The organism is Bradyrhizobium sp. P5_C11_2, assembly GCF_054049755.1.
In genome coordinates, this window is the sequence record NZ_JBFULT010000497.1 from 1 (window position 1) to 5635 (window position 5635).

4 protein-coding genes are annotated in these 5635 nt (G+C 66.6%); 1 reads left to right on the forward strand and 3 read right to left on the reverse strand.

What is annotated here, in order from left to right:
* From ACXJL8_RS32090 to ACXJL8_RS32100, 3 genes are all read right to left on the reverse strand, one after another.
* Positions 1 to 1090 (reverse strand): DUF3369 domain-containing protein (locus tag ACXJL8_RS32090; RefSeq protein WP_456686227.1); only part of this gene is annotated, 1090 nt, incomplete at its 3' end.
* Positions 1060 to 3138, reverse strand: a complete 2079-nt coding sequence (locus tag ACXJL8_RS32095) for an ATP-binding protein (RefSeq protein ID WP_456619528.1) — start codon at positions 3136 to 3138, stop codon at positions 1060 to 1062. The genes ACXJL8_RS32095 and ACXJL8_RS32090, both read right to left, overlap by 31 nt.
* A 6-nt stretch (positions 3139 to 3144) precedes the next feature.
* A complete protein-coding gene (locus ACXJL8_RS32100; RefSeq protein WP_456619529.1) occupies positions 3145 to 4155 on the reverse strand; it encodes a TRAP transporter substrate-binding protein in 1011 nt (336 codons plus the stop codon).
* Positions 4156 to 4357: 202 nt separating this feature from the next.
* On the opposite strand from ACXJL8_RS32100, the gene ugpB reads away from it, so the two are divergent.
* Positions 4358 to 5635, forward strand: a 1278-nt coding sequence (gene ugpB / locus ACXJL8_RS32105; protein ID WP_456686228.1) for a sn-glycerol-3-phosphate ABC transporter substrate-binding protein UgpB, incomplete at its 3' end; no start/stop codon positions are given.

Sequence of the window (5635 nt, forward strand, 5' to 3'; positions counted from 1 at the left end):
GGTCGTGGGCGACGGTGCCGAGGATTTCGTTCTTGAAGCCGTTGGCGCGCTGCAGCCGCAGCCATTGCGCCGACAGGCGGCGGTTGGCCTGCATCAGGGCGCGGGTGCGCTGGGCGACCCGGTCCTCGAGCTGGGTGTTGGCGTCCTGGAGCTGCTGATAGAGGATCACGTTGTCGAACGCGATCGAGAGCCGGCTCGAGAAGATCTCGACCAGCGAGCGGTCGGTCTCCGACAGCTCGCGCTCGGCCTGGAGCAGCACCACCACCTCGCGGCCGCTTCCGGTGCGCAGATAGATCACGCTGCGGTGGTCGGCGAATTCGTTCTTGCGGCGCTGGAAGGCGGCTTCGACCATGTCGCGCAGATCGGGATCGAGCGCCCGTGACGAGGTGGTGCCGATGAAGCGGCTGTAGCAGCCGCTGCCGGCGAGCACCGAGAGCTCCGGATCGACGCCGCCATTGTCGCGCAGGACCAGTATGCCGGCGCAGTCGACATTGAGCAGCGAGGCAAGCTGGGTCAGCACGCCCTCGGCGAGCCGCTGCATCGACTTGAAGTCGTACAGCGTCGAGGCGGCGTCGATGATGATCTCGAGCCCGCGCCGCGTCTGCACCATGCGCTCGAGCTGCTGGTAGGAGCGCAGCGCCGCGGTCAGCGAGGTGAACAGCTTGTCGGCGGTGAGCTCGGTCTTGGCCTTGTAGTCGTTGATGTCGTACTGCACGATCACGCGCCGCTCCGGCGCCTGGCCGGGCTGGCCGGTGCGCAGGATGATGCGCACGGTCTCGTTCTTGATCTCGTTGCGGATGAACTCGACGAGCTCGAGGCCGGCGACGTCGGTCTCCATGATGACGTCGAGCAGCACCGCGGCGATGTCGTTGTGCGCGGCCATCAGCTTGCGGCCTTCGGCCGCGGAATGGGCCGAGAGAATCTCCAGGCCCTGGCCGTTGAGGCTGTAGTCGGACAGCGCGAAGCGGGTGCCGTCATGCACCGCCGGATCGTCGTCAATGACGGCGATTTTCCATTTCCGGGCGGTGTTATCCTCCGACGCGGTACCGGTATCGTCGATCAGGTGGAGGACATCGTCCTGTTCGGCCATTGAGAAGTCCCGTCAGTCTCTGTGCTTTGCGTGCCGCCCCTGGCGAGGCGGGGCATGATAATGCGAAAAGTAGTGCCTTGTCCCAGCTTGGATTCCAGCATCATCCGCCCGCCGAGCTGCTGGGTGACGAGGTTATAGACGATATGGAGGCCGAGTCCCGTGCCGCCTTCATTGCGCCGGGTGGTAAAGAAAGGGTCAAAGGCCTGGCGCTGCACGTCAGGGGTCATGCCGGCGCCGTCATCGGCGAAGCTGATCTCGATGTCGTCGGCGCCGCGCGGCCGCGCCGAGATCGTGATGGTGCCGGCGCGGCCGTCGGCGAAGGCGTGGTTGGCGGCGTTGAGGAACAGGTTGGTCAGGATCTGGCCGTAGGAGCCGGGATAGCCGTCGAGCAGCAGTCCCTCGGGCACGTCGACCTGGAGCGTGATCGGCGAGCGCTTCAGCACGGGGCGCAGGCTCGCGATGATCTGCTCGGTGGCTTCGCTCAATGAGAACTGCCGCCGCTCGGCATGCGAGCGGTCGACCGCGACCTGCTTGAACGACTGGATCAGCTCGCCCGCGCGCTGCAGGTTGGCGACGAGCTGCTGCGAGGCGTCGCGCGAGGACTGCACGAATTCCTCGAGCTGCGAGCGGCGCAGGCCGCCGTCGCCCTTGAGCTGGGCCTCGAAGATCTCGGTGCGCCGGGCAAAGCTGGAAGCGACCGTCAGGCTGATGCCGATCGGGTTGTTGACCTCGTGGGCGACGCCCGCGACGAGGCCGCCCAGCGCCGCGAGCCGTTCGGCATCGATCAGGTTCTGCTGCGCGGCATTGAGCTCGAGCAGCGCGCTTTCGGCCTTTTCCTTCGAGGCGCGCAGCTCGTCCTCGGTCTCGCGCTTGGCGATCGCGTTCTCGCGGAATACCTCCACCGCGCGCGCCATGGCCCCGACCTCGTCTCGCGCGCGCGTGCCCTGCACCTCGCGGTCGAGATCGCCGAGCGTGATCGCGCGCATCGCCGCCATGATCTGCTGGAGCGGCAGCCGGATCGACAGCGCGATCAGCACGCCGGCAGTGAGGATGATGCCGAGGAAGATCACCGCAATGGAGAGGACTCGGCGAGAAATGTCCGCCAGCGTGCGGTCGAAGGTCCCCTGCGCCTTCTGCTCGCGCTGGCGCATCTTGGTCGAGAGGTCGTCGATGGCGCCGATCGCCTCGGCCTGGCTGGCGTCGATGGTGTTGCGCAACAGCTCGGTACGGCTCGAAAGCTGTTCGGAGAGTTTTGCAAAGCCTTCGCGCAGCGCCGTGGTGCGGGTGGCGAGCTTTTGCAGCGCCATGCGCTGGAGGTCGTTGTCGGCGAGATCGAGCATCACCGGGACGGTCTTCTCGATCGTCTCGGTGTTGCGCCGCGCCTCGTCGGCTGCGGCCGGCGACAGCGACAGATAGTAGGAATTGGCCGCCACCAGCATCGCGGTGAAGGCCTCGCGGGACTTGCCGAGCGAGGGCCAGATCAGGGCGTCGCGGTGGCCGGTGGCGCCCTCGATGATGGAGTACAGGCCGGCCATGTCCCTGGCCGGGCCCTGCACCTGCTCCTCATAGGTTTTTGCGATGGTCGCCTGCACGCTGCGCAGCTCGCCAAAACCGTTGAGGAAGCGGTCGGTGGTGCGCTCCAGCTCCTCGACCGAGCCCGCCAGCATCGGGTCCTTGGCGGCGCGGTTGGTCAGCGTGCCCAGCACCGCCTCGCGCAGCAGCAGGATCTCGGCGAACAGGTCCGGGCTCGGCTGGTTGATGTAGCGGTGGATCAGATTATGCAGGCGCCCGGTCTCGCTTTCGAGCAGCGCCAGGATCCTGTCGGATTCGCGTACCTGGCGGACGTCGTCCCAGGCCGAGCCCAGCACCTGCGCGCCGTTCCAGATCATCGCGACCAGCACCACCACCACGGCGGAATTCAGCGCCGCGATCGACAGGATGCGCCAGCGGATCGGCACCGCCCGCAACACGCCGACGAGACGCGCGCGCAGCCGCCCGATCGGGCCGGGCGGCCTGTCCGCGGTCTCGCTGTGTCCGAGTCCAGCCAAGAAGCTCTACTCCACCTTGCGAATGCGTTCGATCAGCGCGGCCGCGGCGGGATCGCGCGCGGCCTTGGCGTAGATCGGCGCCATCGCCGCTTCGAACGGCATGCGGTCGATGTCCCTGACGACGGTGATGCCGGCGGCCTGCGCCTTGCGCTGCGACTGCTCCTCGAGGTCGCGCCATTTCTCGCGCATGAAGCGGCTGGAGCGCGCCGCCGCCTCCCTGAAGATCTGCTGGTCGCGCTCCGACAGGCTGCGCCAGGCCTTGAGCGAGATCACCAGCACCTCGGGGCTCATCGTGTGCTCGGTGAGCGCCAGGTAGCCGGCATGTTTGTAGTGGTCTGTCGTCACGAAGGATGGCCAGTTGTTTTCAGCGCCGTCGATCAGGCGGGTCGCAAGCCCCGTGAGCACCTGCCCATAGGGCAGCTCGACCGGCTCGGCGCCGAGCGAGCGGATCATCTCGCTCATCAACTCCGATTGCTGCACCCGGATCCGCAGACCCTTGAGGTCGGCGATGCTCTTCACCGGGCGGACGCCGTTGTAGATCGAGCGCGCGCCGGAATCGTAGAAGGCGAGCCCGACGAAGCCGTAGGGCTCGAAGCTGTCCAGGATCTCGCTGCCGATCGGCCCGTCCAGCACCTTCTGCATGTGCTCGATGGACCGGAACAGGAACGGCATGGCGAGCACGTTCATCGCCGGCACGAAATTGCCGATCAGGGCCACATTGGTCCGGTTGAGGTCGATCGCGCCGGCCCGGGTCTGCTCGATCGTCTCCTTCTCCTCGCCGAGCTGGCGGGAGTGAAACACCTTGATCTCGTGCCGGCCGGCGGTGCGCTCGGCGATCAGGGCGCCCATGTAGCGCAGCGCCTGGACGGTCGGGTAATCCTCGGTCTGGGTGTCGGCGGCGCGGAATTCGCGCGCAACGGCGCCCGCCGCGCACATGCCCATCGACACTGTGGCGAGCAGAAGCGCGACAAAAACCACCCCGGTCCGCGAGAGTTCGGCACGGTTCAACACTGGCACACTCAACCCCTCAGTGGTGGAGTCTATGGCAGGAGGAAAAGGTTCAATGCAATCTAGCAGATGGTCAAAGGAAGGCCATCCCGGCTCGTCCCGCGGAACGTTTGTGCGGCGCGGCCAGCGCTCATTCCCGGTTGAAACCGCAGATGCCGCGCCTTAAGCAGGCTATAGTCGCCTTTCGCCGCGCGACACGGGAAGAGCCATCGTGATTTCAGCATTGCGCCTTTTGCAGGCCGTCGCCGCTTTCATCGCCCTCACATTGGCCTCTCCGGCCCGCGCCGCCACCGACATCGCGTGGTGGCACGCAATGTCCGGCGAGCTCGGCCGGCAGCTGGAGAAGCTCGCCTCCGACTTCAACGCCTCGCAGTCCGATTACCGGATCGTGCCGAGCTACAAGGGCAACTACACCGAGACGGTGACCGCGGCGATCTTCGCCTTCCGCTCGCGCAGCCAGCCCGCGATCGTCCAGGTCAACGAGGTCGCCACCGCCACCATGACCGCGGCCAAGGGCGCGATCTATCCCGTGTTCAGCATGATGCGGGACATGAACGAGCCGTTCTCGCTCGACGATTACCTTCCCGCGGTCTCCGGCTATTACACCGATGCGGCCGGCAATCTGCTGTCCTTCCCGTTCAATTCGTCGACGCCGATCCTGTACTACAACAAGACCATGTTCCGCGACGCGGGCCTCGATCCGGACAAGCCGCCGAAGACCTGGCCGGAGCTGGGAGCCGCCGCCAAACGCCTGCGCGACCGCGGCGCGGCTTGCGGCTTCACCACGTCCTGGCCGTCCTGGATTCATGTCGAGAATTTCTCCGCCTTTCATAATCTGCCGCTCGCGACCCGCGCCAATGGTTTTGCGGGGCTGGATGCGGAGCTGACCATCAGCAATCCCGTCGTCGTGAAGCACGTCGCCCAGCTCGCCGAATGGCAGAAGACCAAGGTGTTCGACTATGGCGGCCGCGGGCAGTCGGCCGAGCCGCGCTTCCAGAACGGCGAATGCGGCATCTTCATCGGCTCCTCGGCGACGCGCGCCGACATCAAGGCGAATTCGAAGTTCGAGATCGGCTACGGCATGATGCCGTATTGGCCCGACGTGAAGGACGCGCCGCAGAACTCGCTCATCGGCGGCGCCACGCTGTGGGTGCTGCGCGACCGCCCGCGCCAGGAATACAAGGGCGTGGCACGGTTCTTCGCCTATCTGTCGCAGCCCGGCGTGCAGGCGGCCTGGCACCAGAACACCGGCTATCTGCCGATCACCCGCGCCGCCTATGAGCTGACGCGCGCGCAGGGCTTTTACGAGCGCAATCCGGGCTCTTCGATCTCGTTCGAGGAGGTCACGCTGCATCCGCCGACGGAGAACTCGAAGGGCATCCGGCTCGGCTCCTTCGTCCTGATCCGCGGCGCGATCGAGGACGAGCTGGAGCAGGCGTTCTCCGGCCAGAAGCCCGCGCAGGCCGCGCTCGAGTCCGCGGCCGAGCGC